Source organism: Kitasatospora sp. NPDC034023, assembly GCF_055575795.1.
The window spans coordinates 169,070-190,487 of sequence record NZ_JBVIRY010000013.1 but is presented as its reverse complement, the minus strand read 5'-3'; the positions used below and the strand labels follow the sequence as shown (position 1 = coordinate 190,487).

Below are 21,418 nucleotides of genomic sequence, written 5' to 3'. Positions count from 1 at the left end.
ATCCCTTGGGCAGCGCGTCGGAGACCAGCCCGTCGGAGACCAGTGCTTCGGCGTCGGGCGCCCGCGTGCCTCAGCTGCGGCTGGACGAGCTCCTGGAGGAACTGCAGGCCCGGCTGGACGCCGCCCGGGGTACCCGTGACCGGGTGCACAGCCTGCTGGAGGCGGTGCTGGCGGTCGGGCGCGACCTGGAACTCTCCCAGGCCCTGCAGCACATCGTGGAGGCCGCCGTCACTCTGGTGGACGCCGAGTACGGTGCGCTCGGCGTGATCGGCGAGGACCAGCGGCTGTCGCAGTTCATCCCGGTCGGGGTCACCGACGACCAGGTCAAGCTGATCGGCGACCTGCCGTCCGGGCATGGCATCCTCGGCGAACTGATCCGTCATCCCGAGCCGCTGCGGCTCAGCCGGATCTCCGACCACCCGGCGTCCTACGGGTTCCCGGCAAGACACCCCCCGATGAGCAGCTTCCTGGGGGTGCCGATCCGGATCCGCGCCAAGGTGTTCGGCAACCTCTACCTGACCGAGAAGCGCGGCGGCGGCGACTTCGACGACGAGGACGAGTCGGTGCTCGCCACCCTGGCCGTCGCCGCCGGGGTGGCCATCGACAACGCCCGGCTCTACGACCGGGCCCGGCGGCGGCAGCGCTGGCTGGAGGCCAGTGCCGAGGTGACCAAGGCCCTGCTGTCGGGCAGCGCGGAGCAGGAGGTGCTGGACCTGCTGCTCGCCCGGGCGACCGAGATCGCCGGCGCGGACCTCGCCGTCGTCGCCGTGCCTCTGCCGGAGACCGGCGAGCTGGAGGTGCGGATCGCCGTCGGCCTGGGCGAGCGGGAGCACAGCGGTCTGGTACTGCCCATCGAGGGCTCGTTCATGGGGGCGGCCTTCCGTACCGGCGGGCTCGTGGTGAGCCCCGACGTCCAGCACGACCCGAGGATCACCGCCGGTCCGCCGCGCTGGCAGGGCCTGGGCCCGGCCCTCGCCATTCCCATCGGCACCACCGCGCACGGGATCCGGGGCGTGCTGCTGCTGGCCCGGGCGGCCGGTGCGCCGCTGTTCGAGGAGGGCGAGTCCGGGCCGCTGCTGGGCTTCGCCGGCCAGGCGGCGGTGGCGATGGAGCTCGCGGAGCGCCGCCGGGACTCCGAGCAGGTGGCGTTGCTGCAGGAACGCGACCGGATCGCCCGCGACCTGCACGACCTGGCCATCCAGCGGCTCTTCGCCACCGGGATGACCCTCCAGGGCGCCACCCGCTTCATCACGCACCCCGAGGCCACCGACCGGGTCCTGCGCGCGATCGACGACCTGGACGAGACCGCGAAGACCATCCGCGCCACCATTTTCGGCCTGCGCCTTCGGGAGAAGGGCCCGGCGGCGAGCGGCCTGCGCACCCGCGTCGTCGAGGTCGTCGAACGCGCCGCCCGCGCCCTCGGCTTCGCCCCGGCCCTGCGGATGACCGGCCTGCTCGACGTCACCGTCCCCGCCGAGATCGCGGACGCGGCCGTCGCCGTCCTGGAGGAGGCCCTGTCCAACGCCGCCCGCCACGCCCGGGCCCACGCCGTCGACGTCTCGGTGGCCGCCGGAGCCGACCTGACCCTCACCGTCACCGACGACGGCGTCGGCCTTCCCGAAGGCGTCGGCCTTCCCGAGGGCGATCGCCGCAGCGGGCTCGCCAACCTGGCCGACCGCGCCGCCGCACTGGGCGGCACTTTCACCGCCCGACCCCGCCCCGAGGGCGGCACCGAGCTGGTCTGGCGGGTCCCGCTGCCGAAGATCTGAGAACACCTGGTGAAACGATCTTCGACCAGGGCGGGCGGGGTACGGGCCACTCGCCGTCAACGACTGTCTGCGCCTTGGCACGGCCCCGGGACGCGCCCCGACCGGTGCGCGCTGACCCGACGAGAACGGTCGGCCGGGCCCTGGCTAGCAGCCCGAAGCCTTCGGCTCGATCACGGCATCGGATGGCAGTCGGGGTGTGGGGGCGCCCTCGGGGCCGTAGCCGATGCGGATCAGGATCTGGATGTAGCCGGGGCCCCGGTGCGGGTCGCGGGCTTCCCAGCGCAGGTATGGCCACTCCATGGCCTGGTGCAGCAGGGAGGCCCGGACGCCGTGGGCGGTGGCGGTGAGCAGGACGTGTTCCAGGGCGAGGCCGGCGCGCAGCCAGTCCCGGGGCGTGTCGTGCGCGGTGGCGAGGACGGCGATGCGGGGCTCGGCTTCGAAGGTGGCGGGGGCCTGGTGCTCGGCGGCGTGGAGGGCGGAGAAGTCACGCATCGGCAGGTGGCCGGACAGGTCCTGCGGGCCGAGCGCGTCGGCCGGGATGCCGTAGGGCGGTGCTTCGCCGGTGCGGATCCAGCTGCGGCTCTCGGCGCGCCGGGCCTCGTCGGTGGTGTTGCGGCGTTCGGCCTCGGCGGTGAGGTGGAGCAGTCGGGCGGTCTCGTCGTGGCCGGGCAGGTGGAGCACGGCGTCCTCGGACCGAGCGTCGGCGGCGAGTTCGTCGAGGACGGCTGGGGGCACGGGCTTGCCGGTGAACGGTGTGCGGATGGTGTGGCGGTGCCAGATCGCCTCGTACAGCTTGTCCGTGCCCCGGAGCGGCACGGCAGCCACCGTGTCGAGCCGGACGGTGGCCAACAGATCCGGTTCGGCCGGGTCGGGCAGCAGGCGCACGTCGGGGGCCCAGCCGAGGTGACGTGCGGCGACCCGCAAGTTGAGGACGGCGGCGCCGACGGAGATGTGCAGCGCCCGGCCCTGCGGGTCGGCGGCCGGGACGGCCCGGCTACGGTCAGCCCGGACCTCCAGGGTCAAGGTGTCCGGATGGAGCCGGAAGCGCCAGGGCTGGCTGTTGTGAATCGAGGGTGCGGCGACCGCCGCGGAGACAAGCTTCTCCAGCGTGGGGGCGTCGAGGGCGAGGGTGGTCATGACCGCCTCCATGACGTCAGGCGGGCGGGTCGCCGCCGCGCAGGGTGCCCGGACGGGTGCGGTACTCGGCGGGGTCGATCCCGCCGCGGGCGAGGCGTTCGGCGAGCAGCTGTTCCGGGGCGGGCCGCTGCGGCGGCGCGGTCGGCGGGACCGGCGGGACCGGTGCCGTCGGGCTGTGCAAAGCCGTCCGCCCCGGGTGCCGGACCAGGGCGATCACGCCGAGGATCACGAGCGCCCAGAAGAGCGGCATGCCCACGGTCATCGGGCCGATTCCCCAGCCGTTCATGCCGTGGCCGTTCCAGTACGTCATCGCCGTCTCCTCAGCCGTGACGGGAGGTCCGTCCCCTCCACCGTGCGGCCGGGACCGTGCTCACCGCTTGGGCCGTTCGGCTCTACCTCCGGGCCCACCCGGGCCCCGTCCGGGCCCTGTCGGCTCAACGCGGGCGCTGGTGGTGCTGCTCTGACTCCTCCGCGTGGGCGGCGATGACGGCGGCCTGAAGGCGTCGCTCGACGCCCAGTTTGGCGAGCAGCCGCGAGACGTGGTTCTTCACGGTCTTCTCGGCGAGGTACAGCTCCTGGCCGATCTGCCGGTTCGTCTTGCCCTCCCCCACCAGGGCGAGGATCTCCCGCTCGCGCGGGGTGAGTCCGGCGAGGGCCGCGTCGGACTCGCTCTCCTCGTGGTGGCGCAGGCTCTCCATCAGCTTGCGGGTGGTGGCCGGGTCGAGCATCGACTGGCCGGAGGCCACCGTGCGGACGGCGCTGACCAGGTCGGCGCCCTTGACCTGTTTGAGGACGTAGCCGGCTGCCCCGGCCATGATCGCGTCGAGCAGGGCGTCGTCGTCGTCGAAGGAGGTCAGCATCAGGCAGACCAACTTGGGCATCCGGTCGCGCAGTTCCCGGCAGACGGTCACCCCGTCGCCGTCCGGGAGCCGTACGTCCAGCACGGCGACGTCCGGACGCAGTGCGGGCACCCGGGCGAGGGCCTGGGCGCAGCTGCCGGCCTCGCCGACGACCTCGATGTCCTCCTCCGCCTCCAGGAGGTCGCGAACGCCCCGGCGGACGACCTCGTGGTCGTCCAGCAGGAACACCCGTACGGGCTGGGGCGTGTCCATGGCCTGCTCCCGGTGTGCGCGGTCGATGACACCACCGATTCTGCGCGTCCGCGCCGCGGGGCGCACCGGGTCAGCCACGCGGGACGACGGCGACCGGGCACCAGGCGCGGTGGATCCCGCCCGGGTGACCGGGCCGGGCGCCGCGCCGGGCACCGGTCGTGCTCCGGCTGGCCTGGGTCGAGCAGCAGCCGGCCGGTCGGCACCCGTCGTTCGTGCACCGGCCGGCCGGCTGACCGCGGCTGCCTCCCCGACGTCGATCAGCCGAGGATCCTGTCCTTGGCGCGCTGGTACTCCTCGTCCGTGAGCTTGCCGGTGTTGTGCAGTTCCGCGAGCCTGGCCAGCTCGTCGGTGGGGGTGGGGGTGGGGGTGGAGGGGGCCGGCGGGCTGCCGGCCGCCTCGCGTACGTACGAGCGGAACTCCGCCTCGCGCTCCTGCGCCGCCTTCAGCTCGCGCAGGCCCATGCCCTTGCCCCGGGCGATGAGGTAGATGAAGACCCCGAGGAAGGGCAGCACGAGCACGAAGACCGTCCAACCCGCCTTGGCCCAGCCGCTCAGCGAGTCGTCCCGGAACAGGTCGCCGAAGACCCGGAAGAGCAGCATGAACCACAGGATCCAGAGGAAGACCAGGCAGGTGGTCCAGAAGATGTTGAGCACGGGGTAGTCGGCCGCGAGGCTTGTGGGCGTGTACGGGGCCGTGTAGGGGATCGTGTACATGGGCGTGTCCTGTTCGTGAGTCGGGGATCTGCGGTCAGGGGCGGGCCGCGGCCCCGGCGGGCGCGGGCCGGTCGGTGTCGCCGTGCCAGGTGGGCCAGCCGAGCAGGCGGGGGCGTTCGGTGACCCAGGCGCGTGTGTCGGGACCGATCTCGGCGGTGATGAGGCCCTCCAGCCGGCTGCTGTAGCGGGCGACGAGGTCGCGGTGGGCCGGGTCGGCGGCGAGGTTGCGCATCTCGTCGGGGTCTTCCACGCGGTCGTACAGCACCACGTCGTTGTGCTCGTGGAGCGCTTCGGGGCTGGTGGGGCGGTTGGGGTCGAGCGGGGAGAAGTAGCGGCCGAAGGTGTAGCGCTGGTCGAGGTAGCCGCGCAGGAATCCGCGCTTGTTCCAGTCCGGGCGCAGGTCCCCCGACTGGATCCGCGCAGGGGCTTGCGGGTCGGCGAACTCGAACCAGAACCCGGCGTCCAGGGTGGTGATCGACTCGACGGCGGTGAGCACTCCCTCGCGGACCGCCGTCCCCTCCAGCGCCGGCACCAGGGAGTGACCGTGCAGGGCGGGGAACCGGGTCCGGTCCAGCCCGGCGAACTCCAGGAGGGTGGGCGCCAGGTCGACCGCGGAGGCGAGCGCCTCGGTGCGGCCCCCGCCCGCCACGTCGGGGTGGCAGAGCAGGAACGGAACGTGGAAGTTCTCGTCGTAGACCAGGTTGCCCTTCTGGCGCAGGCCGTGGCTCCCGGCCATCTCGCCGTGGTCCGAGGTGAAGACGACCACGGTCCGGTCGGCCTGGCCGGAGGCCTCCAGCGCGTCGAGGACGAGTTCGATGCTGCGGTCGACGTCCCGGATGGCGTTGAGGTAGAAGTTGAGGCCGTCGTACCAGTGCCGGTCGTCGGCGACGGGCCCGAACACGGTGTCGAGCATCCGGGCGTACTCGCCTACCGCCGGGGCCGCGCCGGACAGGTCGTCGTGCAGGCTGGCGGGCAGGTCGAACTCCCAGCGGCGCCGGTAGATCGGGACGTCCGCGGCGGCGCGCGCCACCACGGCGTGCGCGAGCCCGTAGGGCAACTGCACCTGGGGGGAACCCCCGTAGTCGAAGCTCATGATGTCGTGCGGGTTGACGAAGTTGACGGCCATGAACCAGGGCCGGTCGGGCGCCACGACCGGCGCCCGGTTGCGCAGCCACTTCACGGCCTGGCCGGCGATCACCGGGTCGATCTTGAGCCCGGCCCAGGCGCCGCCGTCGATGTCTCCCCAGTCGTTGAACTCACTGAACCCGTAGGGCTCCAGGGCATCGGTGGTCGGTCCGGGGTTCTGCGGCGTGACGTACGCGTTGGAGAGATGCCACTTCCCCTGATAGGTGCAGTAGTAGCCGGCCTGGCGCAGCATCGTGCCGAGGGTGCCCAGCTCAGGGTTCAGCGGGCGGATGTAGGGCATGTTGTCGTTGTCGTAGATCTCGGTCAGCGGCAGATGTTGCCCGGTGTAGATCACGGACCGCGCGGAGCTGCACATGGCCGAGGCGGTGTAGTACCGGTCGAAGGTGTGGCCGCGTTCGGCGAGCCGCTCCCTGGCGGGAAGGGTGAAGCCCGGTGGACGCGGAACCGCGGCCCGCTCCTCGTCGGTGACGATCAGCAGGATGTTCGGACGACGGGTCATGGCCACCTGCTCTGTGCGGGATGGTGCGGTTCGTCGAATCTAGGTCCGGCACTCGAAGGCACATCGCTGGGACGTGGCCGACCGGGTCTGATCGGGTGAGGTCTGACACCGGACGGCGGACTCACCCCGACGGTGAGCCGGTCGGGTCGACCCGGCGGCGCCGGATCGCGGGCGGCCTGCGAGCGCTCTCCCGCAGGCCCGGGTCACGCTCGGCGGCGCGCTCGTACCAGCGGCCGTAGCGGTCCGAGAGCACCACCGCGGACACCCCGTGCAGGATCACGCTGAGGCCGACGGTGACCGCGACCACCCGGCCGATCAGTTCCACCCCCGGGACGTGCTGCTCCGCGACCAGCAGCCCGAGCACGACCGAGGCCAGACCTCGCGGCCCGAACCACCCGACGTAGGCCACGGTGGGCGCCTTCAGCCCGGTTCCGGCGAGGGAGAGGGCGACCGGGACCATTCTGACCACGGTGAGACTGAGCACGGCGTAGCCGACGATGCGCCAGCTGAGGTGCTCCAGTGCCGGGCCGAGCAGCACGGCGCCGAAGACCAGCAGGCTCAGCAGGGCCAGCAGGTTGCCCAGGTCCTCGGCGAGGTCGGCGGTGTCATCACGGTCCGGCACCGCCCGCCCGCTGCCGCGCATCGCGTACGCGAAGGCGAACCCGGCCACCCAGGCCGCGATGAAACCGCTTCCGTGGGTGACCGTGGCCAAGCCGTAGGACGCCGCGGCCACCGCGAGGACGAGGAGCTGGCGCCATACCCTGGTGATCCAGCCGTGTTCGCGCGACCACCGCAGCAGCCGGCCGCCACCACCCCCGACCGCCAGGCCGAGGACGGTGCTGAGCAGCAGCGCCCTCCAGAAGGTCCCGTCGGCCCCCTCCTCGGCGTACGGCGTGCCGGGGATCGCCGCCAGGAAGAGCACGAAGAACGGCAGCACCATGCCGTCGTTGAGCCCGCTCTCCACGTTCAGTGCCTGGCGCACCAGCCCCGGCACCCGGGGGTTGGCGATCGCGCTGCTGCCGAGCGCCGCGTCGGTAGGGGCGAGGACGGCACCCACCAGCGCGAGCTCCCACCCGGTGAGCCCGGGCAGCAGCGGCCAGGCCAGCAGCCAGCCCAGTGCGATGCTGGGCACCAGGCCGATGCCGAGCAGTCGGCCCGGTAGGGCGGCGCCGGTGCGCAGGTCCCCGGGACGCACGGCCATGGCGTCCGTGAACAGCACCAGGGTCAGGGCGGCTTCCAGGAGTGTGAGCAGCGGTCCGCGGTCGTGTCCCACGCTGATCAGGTCGAGGCCGACCGGCCCCAGCAGGATGCCGGCCCCGACGAACACGATGGCCGCGGACACCGGTGTGCCCGCCAGCCGTCGCGAGCCGAGCGCGTAGGCGGCGGTGACACCGGCCACCGCCACCCCTGCCCACCCGACGTCACTCACCGGTCCGGCGACTTTCGCCCACCCGTCCGGACGCGGCGAGCAGCGCCAGGACGGCGAGCACCGCGAGGAGCACCAGGACGAGCAGCAGTACGGTCAGCACGGTCGGGTGGTTCCACAGGGCGAACACCAGGGCCAGGACCAGCACGGCAGCGAGGACGAACCAGCGGCGGTGGGCCTCGGTCCAGGTGCCGGCCCGTCCGGTGCGCACCCCGTGGGCGTCGCCCCAGCGGGCCGCGGAGTCCGCGGCGGCGTCCGCCCGGCCGCGGACGGCACGGGGGAACCGTCCCGCCCCGGACAGGTACGCGCCGAGCGCCACCACCACGCCGAGCACGATCGCGGTGCGCAGGCTGATCCGCAGGAAGTGGAGCAGCCTGTCGAAGATCGCCGCAGCCGCAGCCGGGGACTGCACGGCCGGGGGCAGGTGGTCGAGGTAGTAGTGCCGGGCGATCACCAGGGCGATGGCCACCACCAGGCAGGCGCCGGCCGCACCGAGGGCGGTGGTCACCAGGGCCCGGCGCTTGCGCCGCGCCAGCAGGACGCCGATCGCGCCGAGCAGCACGGTGAGGACGGGCATCCAGTTGCCGACCACGTCGAGCGCGTGCGCGGCACCGCGGATCTTGCCCAGCTTGTCGGACTGGAAGAGCACCAGCTGCTTGTTCACGTCCGGGATCTTCGCGGCCGGGGACACCCCCGCGGCCACCAGCTCCTCCTTCAGCCGGTCGACGGCCGTCCCGACGTCGAGGGTGACCGTGCCGTTGGTGACGCCGACCGCGCCCCGGCCGTGACCGGTGAGGGCGTGGACCACGGCCGCGTGGGCGGAGCGGTTGGCCTGCGTCCACACCGTCGCGAAGGCGTCGCTGTGTACGACCTTCGTCGCGGCCTTGGTGACCACCTGGTCGACGGCGTCGTCCAGTTTCGGCCCGAGCGCCTTGACCCCCGCCGCGGCCCTGGGCGGCAGCCCCTGCGACTGCAGCCAGGCCGCCAGGTCGGAGGCGACCGCCGGGCCGTCCACCTTGACGTCCACCGCGTGGGTGAGCCGATTGACCGCGGCGTCCTGGACGGCGGGGTCGGTCGCCAGCGGGGCGACCGTGGCGACGTACCGGTCGGTGTCCAGCGCGATGTCGTGCACCCAGACGGTGAGCAGCGAGACCGGCACCAGGATGCAGGTCAGTGTGATCAGCACGGCCGAGACCGTGCTCATGACGATCCGCCCGGCCAGGGCGGGGCGCCCGGCGCCGGAGGGCGAGCCGCCGTTGCCCGCCGCGCCCGTCCCCCGTGCGGACGGAGGCTCTGGCGGCTCGTTCATCGGATCTCCCAGCTCTCCGCGCGGCCGTGGCACCGCTGACCCCCATTGCCCCGCAGAGCCCGGCCACCGGCACCCCGGGGAGGGCCGTCCGGAGGAGGTACGGCCGTATGGCTGCGCGCTCCCGGGAGACCTCGACCGGGGTGCGCCCAGGGGACCGGACCCGCCCCTGGCAGGTGAACCCCCGGGGCCGTTTCGCCGAACGGCGGGCCGCCCGACATGCCGAACGCCATCGCGCTGCCCAGTGTTGGACGGAACCCGGAGCGCCGTCGCCGACGACGGACCGCAGCGGCGGCCGGAGGTGCCGACGGCGATCGGAGGGATTGCGCAGTGGCGGAACAGCGTGGTCAGCCCGGGCGCGCCCGCTGGATCCGTGCCAGATCCGCCTGGTTGCGGGGGCGGACGGCCACCATGCGCGACGCCCCGTTCCCGCGCCGACTCGCGGCGCAGCTGATCCACGTCAACGTCCTGGACACCGCCACCCGTCTCGCGGCGCAGACGTTCCTCACCGCCATCCCGGTGCTGTTCGTGCTGTCCGCTTTGATGCCGCAGGAGGTGCGCAGCAGCGTCTCGGACTCCCTGCGCACCGTCCTGGGGCTCCAGGGTGCCTCGCTCGACGAGGTGAAAAGGGTGCTCCAGACCAGCCAGACCGCCACCGCTGATGCCTTCGGCGCCGTCGGAATCGTGGTGACCCTGCTCTCGGCCACGAGTTGCAGCCGTGCCCTGCAGCGTCTGTGTGAACGGAGCTGGCACCTGCCCCACCTGGCAGGGCGGCTGGCGGCATGGCGATGGCTCGCCTGGCTGCTGGTGTGGCTCACCGCCCTGACCGTCCAGGGGCGGGTACAGGCCGGATTCGGGGTGGGCGACGGCCTCGGGGTGGTCCTCTACCTGATCACGGCCGCTCTTCTCTGGTGGTGGACGCAGCACCTGCTGCTCGCTGGCCGGATCCCCTGGCTCCCCCTGCTTCCGGGGGCCGTGCTGACCAGTGCCGCGCTGACGGCGCTCGCCTGGGCATCGCGGCTCTACATCCCCCGCTCGCTGAACCGCAGCGTGGCGCAGTTCGGTCCGCTCGGTATGGTCTTCACCCTGCTCAGCTGGCTCATCGTGATGTTCACGGCCATCACGCTGGGGATCGCCGGCGGGTACGTGGTGGCGGGCCAGGGCCGACTGGCCCGGCTGCTGGGGACTCCGAATCCGGGCCCGGCGGACGAGGAATGACGGTCCCCGCACGGCCGCGGCCGTGCGGGGACCCGGAACGGTCGTCGTCCGGGGCCGTCAGGCCTCCCGGTTGGTGCGGGGCGCTTCGGTGGCGCTGCTGGTCATGACACGGACTCCTTCGGGTAGCGGCCACCTGGCCCGGAACAGGAGACGGGAAGCGGGAGACGGGAGAGAGGAGAAGCCGGTTCAGAGGGGCTCCGGGGAGAGGGCGGCCGCCGGGCTCCGGACCGGCGCCGGTGGAGCCGACAGGAGATCGGCGACCCGGAGCAGGGCGAGGATGCGCTGGAACCCCGGCCGGATGCCGATGAGACGGAACTCCGCGTGGTGGAGGTGGCAGACCCGGCGGGCCTGGAGGAGGGCTCGCACACCGGCCGCGTCGCAGAAGGTGAGGCCCTCGACGTCGAGGTCCAGCCGATGCGGACGAGCCGCGAGGGCCCGGGCGACGGCATCGCCCACGAGCGCCGTCGTCGCTATGTCGAGTTCGCCTTCCAACGACACCGACGCGGTGTCCCGGGACATCCCGGCCCTGGTGCGGAGTAGGTCGTCGTCTCTCATCACGATCGCCCCGGAAGCTCGGCTGATGGAAAGGCCTCGGAACGGTGGCCCTACGTCCACCGTAGGACCGGGCCTGTCAACCGGTCGTGGGCCGACCGGACCGCATCAATGGCCCGAACGGCCTTTACCCGTGAGGAACTTGACTCCGCTCGGGAGCGTCACCGTCACACACGGTCCCACTGCCGTCCGACCCACGATGTATGGGCCGAACGGCCCATGGCGCCCCGGCCGTCTTCTGCGAACGTCGGAAGGGAGGATCGTTCCATCGCACTCACCGAAGGAGGCGAGACCGATGCCCGGCATCCACCACCGGATATCACCTCTCACCGTCGCGCCCGGCTCCACCGAGCTCGGACGTGTCGACTGGCTCGTCCTCGGTTCCTCGGCGCTCGTCGCCGGCGCGGTCGCGCACGCCTTGTCGGGCGTCGTCGCGATCACCAAGGACATGGTGCGCCCCGCTCCCCAGCGTGCGTCCGAGTCGGACCGCGCCGCTCCCGCCGCCGGCACCAGCGTCAACGAGCGGGACGGCTGGATCCTCATCAGCAGCGTGTTCGTCATCGCCGGCGTGATGGCGCACACCATCGCGCGCGTCGTCGAGAGCACCAAGGCGGTCGTGCACCCGACCGGCCCGCAGCCGCGGTGATGACGCCCGCAACGACCGGAGCATGCACCCGATCGGCCGCCTCGGGCGCCCGGCTCGGCCGGTGCGCGGCGACACTGGCCAGATGGAACCGATGACCACCGACTCCGTCGCAGCGGGGCGGCAGGCTCGCAAGCGCCTGCCACGCTCGGCCCTCGGGAGCTGGGCCCCTGCACCGGAGCGACCCGACCCCGTCGAAATCCTGGAGCAGCAGGCCGCCTCCCGCGTCCCGGAGCTGGTCCCGATCCGGTACGGCCGCATGGCCGCGTCCCGGTTCGCCTTCCTGCGCGGCGCGCCCGCCGTCCTGGCCGCGGACCTCGCCGCCTCCCCGAACACCGGGCTCACCGTCCAGCTCTGCGGGGACGCGCACCTGTGCAACTTCGGTCTCTTCGCCTCGCCCGAGCGCGCCCTGCTGTTCGACCTCAACGACTTCGACGAGACCCTCCCGGGCCCGTTCGAGTGGGACGTCAAACGCCTGGCCGCCAGTGTCGCCGTGGCCGCGCGCGAGAACGACGAACCGGACGCGTCCGCGTGGGCCGCGGCCTTGGCATCCGCCCGGGCGTACCGGATCGCCATGCGACGGCTCGCGGGACTCGGTGAGCTCGACGTCTGGTACGAGCGGGTCGACACCGCCGACCTCCTGCCGCAGATCCGGGAGTCGAAGTACCGCAAGCGCGTCGAAGGCAACCTGGCGAAGGCACGCGGGCGCACCAGCCTGCAAGCCCTGGCCAAGCTCACCGAGCCGGGCCCGGACGGAGAGCCCCGCATCGTCCACGACCCGCCGCTGCTCGAACCGGTGGACCCGCAGGACGTGCCCCGCCTCCAGCAGATCCTGCAGGACTACCGTGCCACCCTCCCCGACGAGCGGGCGGCGCTCCTGGACCGCTTCGAGCTGGTCGACGCCGCCCGCAAGGTGGTCGGCGTGGGCAGCGTGGGCACGCGCTGTTACATCGGCCTCTTCCGGGGACGACTCACCGGCGAGCCGCTCGTCCTCCAGGTGAAGGAGGCGGAACGCTCGGTGCTGGAGCCGCACCTCCCGCCCAGCCTCCACCGGCACCAGGGGCGGCGGGTGGTCGACGGACAACGCAGGCTCCAGGCCGCCAGTGACATCTTCCTGGGCTGGGCCACCGGCCCGGCGGGCCGCGACTTCTACTGGCGGCAACTGCGGGACATGAAGGGCTCCGCCGTGATCGACGGCATGCCCCGGTCCCTCCTGGAGCAGTACGCCGACCTGTGCGGCCGCACTCTCGCACGCGGCCACGCCCGCACCGGGGACCGCGTCGCCGTCGCCGCCTACCTGGGTGCCGGCGACGCCTTCGAACGGGCCGTCGCCGACTTCGCGCTCGCGTACGCCGAGCAGACCCGCTCCGACCACGCCGCGCTCACCGCCGCGATCGCCGACGGCCGGATCACCGCACGGGCCGGGGTGTGAACGGGCCGCGCCACGCCGAGTCGGCCGGGCCGCCTCCCGAAGGCGCGGCCGGCCGGTGGAAGCCGCTGTACATCCTCGGTCTGGCGCAGTTCCTCATGGTGCTGGACGCCTCGGTGATGAACGTGTCGATCAGCCAACTGGTCAACGACTTCGACACCGAGGTCACGGCGATCCAGGCGGTCATCACCCTCTACACGCTGGTCATGGCCGCCTTCATGATCACCGGCGGGAAGCTCGGCGACATGTTCGGGCGCCGCCGAGTGTTCGGCCTCGGGCTCGTCGTCTACGGCGTCGGATCGGCGCTGACCGCCGTCGCGCCCACGCTGTGGGTGCTGGCACTCGGCTGGTCCATCATCGAGGGCTTCGGGGCCGCCCTGGTCCTCCCAGCGCTCGCCGCCCTGGTGGCCGGCACCTATCGGGGCCGAGACCGGGCCATCGCCTACGGGGTCATCGGAGGCCTCGCCGGCGCGGGGATCGCCGTGGGCCCCCTGCTCGGCGGGTGGGTGACCACCTACCTGACCTGGCGCCTGGTGTTCGCGGGCGAGGTCGTACTCGTCGTGGTCATCCTGCTCCTCATGCGGTGGATCAAGCCGCAGCCCGTGCCGGAGCAGCGGCCGCGGCTGGACCTCGGCGGCGTGGTCCTGTCGGTCGCGGGACTGGCCCTGGTGGTGCTCGCCGTCCTGCAGAGCAGTTCCTGGGGGTGGCTCCGTCCCCGCAACCCTCCTTTCACGGTGTTCGGGTTCTCCCCCACGGTCTTCGTCATCGCACTGGGCATGGCCCTGCTCGTCCTCTTCCACGCCTGGGAGGTACGCCGGGCGGAGCCGCTGGTGCGGTTCGGCCTGTTCGGCATCCCGAGCCTGCGCTCGGGCCTGTTCATGCTGTTCAGTCAGAACACCATCCTGCTTGGCCTGTTCTTCGCCATTCCGCTCTATCTCCAGGTGGTCCAGGGTCTGGACGCCTTCGAGACCGGACTGAGGCTGTTGCCCGTGTCGGTCACGATGCTCGTCGCGGCGATGAGCGGTCCCCTGCTGGGCAGGTTCGCGTCCCCGCGCACCGTGGTGCGGGCCGGCCTGCTGGTGCTGTTCGCTGCGACGCTGTGGCTGCTCGGCACGATCAAGCCCGAACTCGACGACCTCTCCTTCGCGCTGTCGATGGCACTCCTGGGGCTCGGCATGGGCCTGCTCGCGTCCCAGCTGGGCAACGTGGTGCAGTCGAGCGTCGGCGAGGCCGATCGCAGCGAGGTCGGCGGACTGCAGTACACCGCCCAGAACCTCGGCTCGTCCCTGGGCACCGCGCTGATCGGCTCCATCCTGATCGGCGCCCTGGCGAGCGCCTTCACGGCCGCGCTGGCCAAGGACCCGGCGGTCTCGGACACGGTGCGCCAACAGGCCGGAATCACCATGGAATCGGGCCTCCAGTTCGTCCCCGCCGACCAGGCCGCCGCCGCCCTCGCCCAGACGTCGATCCCGCCGGACGAGGCGGACGCGGTGGTCACGGCATACCGGGCCGCCCAGCTCGACGGCCTGAAGGTCGCGGTCCTGGCCGCCGCCGGGATCACGCTGAGCAGCTTCGCGTTCACCGGCCGGCTGCCCGCCACCAGGATCAGCGGCGGCGCGTCCGCCCGCTCCGCCGGTACGCGTCCCGGCCGGGCCCCGTGAGGCCGCGATGTCGTCGACCACGCGGCCCGAACGGACCGGACCACAGTCCGGGACACGCCGTAGCGATCCCGCGCCACACTCAACAACCCTCCCTTTCAAAGGAGTTGCCATGAGTACTTCTCCCGCCGACGCAACCGACGAACTCGGCCCGATCGACTACCTGATCGTCGAGTTCCCCGGTACCCGCCTGACCGGTGAGGGCATGCCCCTGCTCCTCGACCTGGTCGACCGGGGCATCATCCGGATCCTGGACCTGACCTTCGTCAAGAAGGAGTCGGACGGCTCCTTCACCGCACTGGAGGTCGCCGACCTGGACGGCGACGGACAGCTCGACCTCACGGTGTTCGAAGGCGCCTCGTCGGGGCTGCTGGGCGACGACGACATCAGCGAGGCGGCGAAGGCCCTGGAGCCCGGGAGCTCAGCCGCCGTCCTCGTCTACGAGAACCTGTGGGCCGCTCCCCTGGCAGCCGCCCTGCGCCGCGCCGGTGCCCAGTTCGTCGCCGGCGGCCGGATCCCGGTCCAGTCCGTGCTGGCGGCGCTGGAAGCCGTCGAGGCCACCGACGGCCCGGCCTGACCCCGCACATCCCGCACATCCCGCACCATCGAAAAAGGAGGATCCGATGCCCGGACTGCTTCGAGGAGTGGCCCGCACCGCCGTGGTCGCCGGAACGGCGACGGCCGTCTCCAACCGCGTCTCGCGGAGGCAAGCCGGCCGGTGGGCCCAGCAGGACGCGCCGGCCGCACCGGCCGCCACCTACCAGGAACCACCGCCGGCTGCGGCCCCCAGCAGCACCGACGACACGCTCGACCGGCTCCAGAAGCTCGCCGCCCTCAAGGAGCAGGGAGTGCTGACCGAAGCCGAGTTCGCCGCCCAGAAGGCGAAGATCCTCGGCGTCTGACCGTCCGAGGCGGAGCTGACGGCCGGAGCGGGGAGCACCTGCCGAACGCACCGACCGGCGTCCCTCAGCCCCGGCCGCGCTTCCGCGGCCGGGGCACCTCGCACAGGCCGGCCGTGAGCGACAGGCCCCGCTCCCGCCGCACGATCCCCTGGCGCCGGACCGGGGCGGTCACCGTCCAGGTGGAAGCCGAAGAAGGTGTCGCGGGCGTGCAGAATCCCCACCGACTGGTGCTGCTTCCAGGCGTTGATGAGGTCGTCGTTGACCTTGGCCGTTTCGAAGTCGAGGTCCTGGGCCTGCCACGTGGCCAGGGTCGGACGATGCTTTCATGGTCAAGGCTGCTGCCTTTCTCGGGCTCCCGGCGGACGCGGGAGGCGCGGGCGCGGGGGGCGTCATGCGGTGAACAGGTCGTCGTGGTGGTACGGGCGGGCTCGGTCGGACGGGACGGCTGCTCGGCGACCGGTGCCCGAGGGGCCGGTCGGTGGCGAGCCGGGCCCACAGGACGAGGAGCAGCGGCAGGGCGAAGTAGCCGAACCGCCCGGCGGGGGCGAGGAGGAAGGCGAGGCACAGGCCGGCGGCCAGCCGGTCGGCGGCGGCGACCAGGCCCCGGGGCGGCCGGACCACGAGCGAGACGGCCACGGCCGCTCCGCCGCACACCAGCAGCAGGACGGCCGTGTACCAGCCGGCCTGCCCCAGGTCGGCGAGCAGCCGGCCGGGCATCGGACTGGTGGCGGGCGTGGGGACGGCGCCCCGCCCGGTCGGGAAGCGGAGCACGTGCTCGACCAGCGGGCCGGGTGCGGCCAGCAACGCGGGCAGGACCAGGGTGAGCGTGCCGCCCGCCCAGACCACGATGCACCGGACGGCGGCACGGCGGCCAGGGGCGAAGAGGCTGGCGGCACGGCGGTCGGCGCCGAAGGGGCCGGCGGCGAAGAGGCCCGGGCCGGTCGCCAGCAGCGCGACGGCGACCGCGACCGCGGGCAGGGCGGTCCACTTGAGGGAGCAGGCGGCGGCGAGGGCGAGTCCGGCCGCGACCGGCCGGTGGCGGGCGGCGAGGGCGAGCGCGAGGGCGAGCAGCCCGGTCAGCGGCAGGTCGACGCCGCTGACGCACAGCGGCAGCGCGACCAGCGGGGAGGCGACCAGGACGGCGATCGCGTGCCCGGCGTCGAGGGGGCGGGCGCAGGCGCCCGGGGTCGCGCCGCACCGCAGCACCGAGTGCGCGGCGACCAGACAGGCCAGCAGGGCGGCGGCGCACCACAGCCGGGGGTCGCCGGCCAGTCGGGCGGGGGCGGAGCCGTCGCCGAACAGCCGGGCGGGCATGCCGAACAGCGTCATGCCCGGCAGGTACGGGTTGTAGTCCGTCACGGCCCGCGGGTCGGCCAGGTAGGGGGTGCCGCTGTGCAGCAGGGTCGCGGCGGAACGCTCGATCACCAGGACCTCGCTCTGGGCCTGACCGGTCGCCAGCAGGACGGTGAACGGCACCAGGACGGCGCCGGCCAGCGCCGAGCCGAGGGACAGCACCGAGCCGACGGGCAGCGCCGAGCCGAGGGAGAAACCCGCGCCGGCGGACAGCGCGCGGCGCGGCCGGGCCGGCAGCCGGCCGGCGAGCGCCGCCCCCAGGTAGCCGACGGCGGCGCACCAGCCCCAGACGCGGTGCGGCGCCAGGGTGGAGAGGGCGGCGAGGGCGGCCGCGAATCCCGCCGCGCCGAGCCAACCGGCGGTCCCGAGCGCGCCTCGTCCGGCACTCCCCCCGGGCGGCGCAACGTCCTTGGCTCCGGGCCGGGTTGTCTTCATCGAGGCTCCCACCAGTCGTTTCGGCACCCGTCCATTCCAGCCGGACGGGGGTGCACGGTCATGACAGGTAGGTCGAGACTCCGTGGTCGGGTTTCCCCGACCACGGCCGGCCCGGGTGGAAGGTGGGGAGGGCCTGGGAGAGGGAGAGGGCGTGAGGTGGGTGGGTGGGTGGGTCGACGTCAAGGTCCGACATCGCGACGAGGATTCGGCGGTCGGCTCCGGCTATTCGCGCGCGGTTCGCCGAGATCCCGCCCTGGTTCAGCAGTCTCCCGGTGGCCGCCAGTGCCACCGCGGCGCCCACCGCGAGGCAGGCGAGGACGAGCCCGGCCGGCACGCCCCACGGCGCCTCGAGGGCGGCCTGCCGGTACGCGGCGGACAGTGCCGCCCGGTAGGCGCCGAGACCGGCAGCGACCAGGACGGCGGCGACGCCCGCGGCGAGCGCGGTGGTGATCGCCGTCCAGGTAGTACGCCTGGTCGGCGGCCGCGGCGGCGACCGGGTGAACACCAGTGCAGCTGCCGGGGTGCGGGGGCGTAGTGGACCTGTGCGGAGGGTAGGGGGGTGGGTTTTCCCTACCGACGGGGGCCGGTCGTCCGGGCTAGGGTTCTTGATGATCATCGGACGGAAAGGCACCAGATGTCCCTCACGGACGAGGCCGACGGGACGGCGGTTCCCGACGGGACGGCGGTTTCGGACGGGACGGCGGTGCCGGACATCGCCGTCCGGCAGGCGCTCGGGCGGCGGCCGGCGGACTTCCTGTTCTCGGTCTGGCCGCTGCGGTGCTGGCTGCACCTGCTGGGCGGCGCGCTGTTCGGACTGGGGCTGCTGCTGGCCCTGGTCGCGCTGGTGTCGGTCGGGATCCTGCTGTCGGTGGTGGGTGTGGGCCTGCTGGTGCTGGCCTGCATCCCGTTGCTGGGCATCCCGGTGGCCAGGGTGGAGCGGCGTCGGCTGCGGCTGGTGCAGCCGGTGCGGCCGGCGGACCCGCACACGCCGGTGCCGGCGGACGGGCTCCGGCGCCGGCTGCGACACCGGCTGTGGCACCGGTTGTCGGAGCGTTCCACCTGGCGGGAGTTGGGGTACGCGGCCCTGCTCGCGATCGTCTTCGCCGGGGCCGGGCTGGGCGTGATCGCGCTGCTGGCGTTCTCCTGCGTCCTGGTGGCGACCCCGGTGGCGGTGTGGGCGCTGGCCCCGGAGACCGTGATGATCATCCCGGGTCAGGCGATCCCCGATCCGCTGACCGCGCTGCCGTTCAGCCTCGCCGGTGTCGCGGGGGTGGCGCTGTCGGCGTACGCGGCGGGCTGGCTGACGGCGGGCCAGGTGTGGACGGCCTGGATCCTGCTGGCCCCGCGCAAGGACCCGGCGAACCGCCGGGTGATCGAGCTGACCCGCTCCCGGGCCCGGCTCGCCGACGCCTTCGAGGCCGAGCGGCGCCGGATCGAACGGGACCTGCACGACGGAGCCCAGCAGCAACTGGTGGCGCTCACCATGACCTTGGGGCTCGCCGAGCTGGAGCTGAGGGAGGAGAACCCGGAGGCGGCCGCGCTGGTCGCCCGGGGTCGCGGCGAGGCCCGCCGGGCCCTGGACCAGCTGCGCGACCTGGTGCGGGGCATCCATCCCCAGGTGCTGACCGACCACGGGCTGGCCGCCGCGGTGGCGGAGGTGGCGCAGCGTTCGCCGATCCCGGTGGAGGCCGCGATCGACCTGCCGCGCCGGCTGCCGCCCCTGGTGGAGGCGACGGCGTACTTCACGGTGACGGAGGCGCTGGCCAACGCGGCCAAGCACTCCAGTGCCTCCCGGATCGGGATCACCGCTACGTTGGTCGACGATCGGCTGATCCTGCTGATCACCGACGACGGGCGGGGCGGGGCAGATCCGGCCGCCGGCACCGGCCTGTCCGGTCTCGCGGACCGCCTGGCGATCCTGCGGGGGCGGCTGCTGGTCTCCAGCCCCGTCGGCGGTCCGACCCGACTCCGGGTGGAGGTCCCGTGCTCCGCGTAGTCCTTGCCGAAGACGCCGTCCTGCTCAGGGCGGGCCTGACCGAGATCCTCGGCCGCAGCGGCCACCAGGTGGTCGCCGCGGTCGGCGACGCGCAGGCCCTCGCCGAAGCCGTGGACGAGCACCGGCCGGACATCGTCATCACCGACGTCCGGATGCCGCCCGGTTTCCGCGACGAGGGGCTCAGAGCGGCCCTCGAACTGCGGGCCCGGCACGAGCGGCTGCCCGTCCTGGTGCTCTCCCAGTACGTGGCGACGGCGTACGCGACCCGACTGCTCGGTGGCGACGGGCAGGACAGGGGCGGCCTCGGCTACGTGCTGAAGGACCGGGTCGGCGAGGTCTCCGAGTTCCTGGACACGCTGCGCCGGGTCGCCGACGGGCAGACCGTCATCGACCCCGAGGTGGTGCGGGTGCTGCTGACCCAGCATGCCGCGGCGCGGCCGCTGAGCCGGCTCACCCCGCGCGAGCGCGAGGTGCTCGCAGTGATGGCCGAGGGCTACAACAACCAGTCGATCGCGGCCCGGTTGAGCGTCACCGAGGCGTCGGTGGTCAAGCACTCCAGCAACATCTTCATGAAGCTGGACCTCGACCCGGCGGAGGGCAACCGCCGCGTCCTCGCCGTACTGGCGCACCTGCGGGGCGACGCGAGCTGACCAACCGTCAGCCCTCCGCCGTGCGGCGCACGGCGAGGCGGACGAGGCGCCGCACCGCCTCACGAGCCGAGGCAGCCGGAGGCGGCTGGAGACCCCCGTCCCCCAGCCGCCCCCGCCCCCAGCCGCCCCCTTCCCTGCGCTGCGGCCCCGGTCAGGCGAGGTCGCGGAGGCGGCGGATCGGGCCGGCCAGGAGGATCGCGGGGCCGGCGAGGCTGGCGGCGGCCAGGAGCAGCAGGGCTGTGCGGGGACCCCAGGCGGTGGAGGCGGCGCCGGCGGCGAGGGCGCCGACGGGGATCGCGCCCCAGGAGACGAAGCGGACGGTGGCCATCACCCGGGGGAGCAGTTCGGGCGGGGTCTGGGTCTGGCGGTGGGTGCGGGTGACGATGCTGGAGACCACGACGCCCGCCGAGAAGCCGGCGTTGCCGACGGCGAAGACCAGGGTCGCCCAGCCGGACCCGGCCGCCGGGAGGAGGAAGGCGAAGAGGGCGACGGCCAGGGCCGCCCACCGCAGGGCGCCGCCGCTGCCGATCCGGGCGACCAGGCGGGGCGTGACGGCGGCGCCGAGCAGGCTGCCGAGGCCGCCGGTGGCCATCAGGGCGCCGACGGCGGCGGCCGGCGCGCCGAGGGTGCGGACCAGGAACACGGGGGTGAGGGTCATCAGGCCGCCGCAGACGAAGTTGATCGCGGTGACGTCGGCGACGCACGGCCTGATCACCGGGTGCCGGGTGACGTAGCGCCAGCCCTCGCGGATCTGCTCGCGCAGGCCGACGCCGGGCGTCCGTCCGGCGGGCTGCTCCGCCCGGGGCAGGCTGCGCAGCAGGACGGCCGAGACCAGGTAGCTGACCGCGTCCAGCACCATCGAGGCCGCGCCGCCCAGGAGTTGGACCAGCACTCCGCCGAGCGAGGGCCCGGCCAGCTCGCTCGCGGCGGCGGTGCCGGAGAGCAGGCTGTTGCGGGCGGTCAGCTGCTCCTTGGCGACGATCGAGGGCAGGAAGGTGGAGTTGCCGACGTCGAAGACCACGCTCGCGAGGCCGATCACCAGCGCCACCACCACCAGCTGCGGCAGCCCGAGCACCCCGAACGCCGCCGCCAGCGGCACCGAGGCGACGGCCACCCCGCGGATCAGGTCCATCGCCACCTGGGTGCCGCGCAGCGGCAGCCGGTGGACCAGGACGCCGGCGGGCAGGCCGACCAGCAGCCAGGCGACGTAGCCCGCCGCCGTGATCAGGCCGACCTGCAGTGCCGTCGCGTGCAGGGCGACCACGGCGATCAGCGGCAGCGCCACCCGGGTGACCTCGTCCCCGAACCAGCTGACGGTGGAGGCGCTCCAGTAGCGCCAGAACACCCCCGCCCCGTCGTCGTGCTTCGCCTCGCGCCCGGCCTCCGGTTCCGCCCCGCGCCCCGCCGGGACCGCTGTCCGCGTCGTCACGTCCACCCCTTCCGCACGCCGCACCTGGCGCGGCGGCCCCCGTGC

At 73.5% G+C, this 21,418-nt stretch carries 20 protein-coding genes; 9 read left to right on the top strand and 11 right to left on the bottom strand.

Annotation, left to right across the window (positions count from 1 at the left end; all coding sequences use genetic code 11):
* Positions 1–5: 5 nt before the first annotated feature.
* A complete protein-coding gene (locus ACZ52R_RS19475; protein ID WP_465663988.1) occupies positions 6–1,769 on the top strand; it encodes a sensor histidine kinase in 1,764 nt (587 codons plus the stop codon).
* Positions 1,770–1,913: 144 nt separating this feature from the next.
* Here ACZ52R_RS19475 and ACZ52R_RS19470 read toward each other — a convergent pair whose 3' ends face one another.
* From ACZ52R_RS19470 to ACZ52R_RS19440, 7 genes are all read right to left on the bottom strand, one after another.
* A complete protein-coding gene (locus ACZ52R_RS19470; protein WP_465663987.1) occupies positions 1,914–2,906 on the bottom strand; it encodes an Acg family FMN-binding oxidoreductase in 993 nt (330 codons plus the stop codon).
* A gap of 16 nt (positions 2,907–2,922) precedes the next feature.
* Positions 2,923–3,216: an SHOCT domain-containing protein gene (locus ACZ52R_RS19465; protein WP_465663985.1), complete on the bottom strand. Its 294-nt coding sequence runs from the start codon at positions 3,214–3,216 to the stop codon at positions 2,923–2,925.
* Between the two features lie 124 nt (positions 3,217–3,340).
* Positions 3,341–4,018, bottom strand: a complete 678-nt coding sequence (locus tag ACZ52R_RS19460) for a response regulator (protein WP_465623428.1) — start codon at positions 4,016–4,018, stop codon at positions 3,341–3,343.
* 257 nt (positions 4,019–4,275) lie between these two features.
* Positions 4,276–4,731, bottom strand: a complete 456-nt coding sequence (locus tag ACZ52R_RS19455; protein ID WP_465623429.1) for an SHOCT domain-containing protein — start codon at positions 4,729–4,731, stop codon at positions 4,276–4,278.
* Between the two features lie 34 nt (positions 4,732–4,765).
* A complete protein-coding gene (locus tag ACZ52R_RS19450) occupies positions 4,766–6,376 on the bottom strand; it encodes a sulfatase-like hydrolase/transferase (RefSeq protein ID WP_465753797.1) in 1,611 nt (536 codons plus the stop codon).
* A gap of 121 nt (positions 6,377–6,497) precedes the next feature.
* Positions 6,498–7,805 carry a cation:proton antiporter domain-containing protein gene (locus tag ACZ52R_RS19445; protein WP_465663983.1) on the bottom strand — a complete coding sequence of 436 codons (1,308 nt, stop codon included), beginning with the start codon at positions 7,803–7,805 and terminating at the stop codon, positions 6,498–6,500.
* Entirely contained in the window at positions 7,798–9,111 is a 1,314-nt protein-coding gene (locus ACZ52R_RS19440) for a hypothetical protein (RefSeq protein WP_465753796.1), read from the bottom strand. The genes ACZ52R_RS19445 and ACZ52R_RS19440 overlap by 8 nt, the downstream gene beginning before the upstream one ends.
* Positions 9,112–9,519: 408 nt before the next feature.
* Between ACZ52R_RS19440 and ACZ52R_RS19435 the strand changes: the two genes are divergently transcribed.
* Positions 9,520–10,326: a YhjD/YihY/BrkB family envelope integrity protein gene (locus ACZ52R_RS19435; protein WP_465663982.1), complete on the top strand. Its 807-nt coding sequence runs from the start codon at positions 9,520–9,522 to the stop codon at positions 10,324–10,326.
* Between the two features lie 186 nt (positions 10,327–10,512).
* Here the strand turns inward: ACZ52R_RS19435 and ACZ52R_RS19430 are convergent, their stop codons facing one another.
* Complete coding sequence (locus ACZ52R_RS19430; protein WP_465623438.1) at positions 10,513–10,881, bottom strand: STAS domain-containing protein; 369 nt, start codon at positions 10,879–10,881, stop codon at positions 10,513–10,515.
* A gap of 292 nt (positions 10,882–11,173) precedes the next feature.
* On the opposite strand from ACZ52R_RS19430, the gene ACZ52R_RS19425 reads away from it, so the two are divergent.
* From ACZ52R_RS19425 to ACZ52R_RS19405, 5 genes are all read left to right on the top strand, one after another.
* Positions 11,174–11,524: a hypothetical protein gene (locus tag ACZ52R_RS19425; protein WP_465623440.1), complete on the top strand. Its 351-nt coding sequence runs from the start codon at positions 11,174–11,176 to the stop codon at positions 11,522–11,524.
* Positions 11,525–11,615: 91 nt separating this feature from the next.
* Entirely contained in the window at positions 11,616–12,953 is a 1,338-nt protein-coding gene (locus ACZ52R_RS19420; RefSeq protein WP_465623560.1) for a DUF2252 domain-containing protein, read from the top strand.
* Positions 12,954–13,048: 95 nt separating this feature from the next.
* Positions 13,049–14,611, top strand: a complete 1,563-nt coding sequence (locus ACZ52R_RS19415; RefSeq protein ID WP_465753805.1) for an MFS transporter — start codon at positions 13,049–13,051, stop codon at positions 14,609–14,611.
* A gap of 109 nt (positions 14,612–14,720) precedes the next feature.
* On the top strand, positions 14,721–15,185 hold the full coding sequence (locus ACZ52R_RS19410) for a DUF6325 family protein (RefSeq protein ID WP_465623441.1): 465 nt from the start codon (positions 14,721–14,723) through the stop codon (positions 15,183–15,185).
* A gap of 46 nt (positions 15,186–15,231) precedes the next feature.
* Complete coding sequence (locus ACZ52R_RS19405) at positions 15,232–15,510, top strand: SHOCT domain-containing protein (protein ID WP_465623442.1); 279 nt, start codon at positions 15,232–15,234, stop codon at positions 15,508–15,510.
* Positions 15,511–15,678: 168 nt separating this feature from the next.
* On the opposite strand, the gene ACZ52R_RS19400 is transcribed toward ACZ52R_RS19405, so the two are convergent.
* Together ACZ52R_RS19400 and ACZ52R_RS19395 are read right to left on the bottom strand one after the other, a co-directional pair.
* Positions 15,679–17,298 (bottom strand): glycosyltransferase 87 family protein, encoded by a 1,620-nt coding sequence (locus tag ACZ52R_RS19400; RefSeq protein WP_465753795.1) that lies wholly within the window; start codon positions 17,296–17,298, stop codon positions 15,679–15,681.
* Positions 17,299–17,356: 58 nt separating this feature from the next.
* Positions 17,357–17,803: a hypothetical protein gene (locus ACZ52R_RS19395; protein WP_465753794.1), complete on the bottom strand. Its 447-nt coding sequence runs from the start codon at positions 17,801–17,803 to the stop codon at positions 17,357–17,359.
* A 129-nt stretch (positions 17,804–17,932) separates the two neighbouring features.
* On the opposite strand from ACZ52R_RS19395, the gene ACZ52R_RS19390 reads away from it, so the two are divergent.
* Positions 17,933–19,294: a sensor histidine kinase gene (locus ACZ52R_RS19390; RefSeq protein WP_465663979.1), complete on the top strand. Its 1,362-nt coding sequence runs from the start codon at positions 17,933–17,935 to the stop codon at positions 19,292–19,294.
* Positions 19,282–19,944 (top strand): response regulator, encoded by a 663-nt coding sequence (locus ACZ52R_RS19385; protein ID WP_465663978.1) that lies wholly within the window; start codon positions 19,282–19,284, stop codon positions 19,942–19,944. The genes ACZ52R_RS19390 and ACZ52R_RS19385 overlap by 13 nt, the downstream gene beginning before the upstream one ends.
* Positions 19,945–20,095: 151 nt before the next feature.
* On the opposite strand, the gene ACZ52R_RS19380 is transcribed toward ACZ52R_RS19385, so the two are convergent.
* On the bottom strand, positions 20,096–21,373 hold the full coding sequence (locus ACZ52R_RS19380; protein ID WP_465753793.1) for an MFS transporter: 1,278 nt from the start codon (positions 21,371–21,373) through the stop codon (positions 20,096–20,098).
* Positions 21,374–21,418 lie beyond the last annotated feature (45 nt).